The organism is Bacillus sp. T2.9-1, assembly GCF_950097965.1.
Taxonomy (GTDB): Bacteria; Bacillota; Bacilli; order Bacillales; family Cytobacillaceae; genus Niallia; species Niallia hominis.
In genome coordinates, this window is record NZ_CATNHG010000038.1 from 1 (window position 1) to 605 (window position 605).

At 44.0% G+C, this 605-nt stretch carries 2 tRNA genes and 1 rRNA gene; all 3 read left to right on the top strand.

Annotated features, from left to right (window positions below):
* Positions 1 to 92 (top strand): 16S ribosomal RNA (locus QQZ16_RS03585); the annotation flags it as partial.
* A 123-nt stretch (positions 93 to 215) separates the two neighbouring features.
* Positions 216 to 292: transfer RNA gene (locus QQZ16_RS03590), tRNA-Ile, on the top strand.
* A 22-nt stretch (positions 293 to 314) separates the two neighbouring features.
* Positions 315 to 390, top strand: a tRNA-Ala gene (locus QQZ16_RS03595).
* Positions 391 to 605 lie beyond the last annotated feature (215 nt).

Here is a 605-nt window from a genome sequence, read left to right on the forward strand (position 1 = left end):
TTTGGAGCCAGCCGCCTAAGGTGGGATAGATGATTGGGGTGAAGTCGTAACAAGGTAGCCGTATCGGAAGGTGCGGCTGGATCACCTCCTTTCTAAGGAAAATGGAATGTACATTCCATCAAAGATTGTTGACGATTTGTTGTTCAGTTTTGAGGGAGCAATTCCCTTGAAAAATAGATAAAGCAAGAACCTATTTACTTTATCGAACATAAAATGGGCCTATAGCTCAGCTGGTTAGAGCGCACGCCTGATAAGCGTGAGGTCGATGGTTCGAGTCCATTTAGGCCCACCATTTTAAATTAAATACCTTTTTTGGGGCTTTAGCTCAGCTGGGAGAGCGCCTGCCTTGCACGCAGGAGGTCAGCGGTTCGATCCCGCTAAGCTCCACCAAAATTGTTCTTTGAAAACTAAATCATTAAATAGAAGTAACCAAGATAAACCGAGTAATCGCCATCTTAGATTCTCTATTTTAGAGAATTATTTCTTTGAAAAGTAATCGTATCAATCGAATACCCTTTCAAAGATTTGAGAGCAAAGAGAAGCAAGTAGGTCAAGGAAGCGACCGAGCGAGCACCGGAGCGTACGCTAGTACGTGAGGAGCAGAG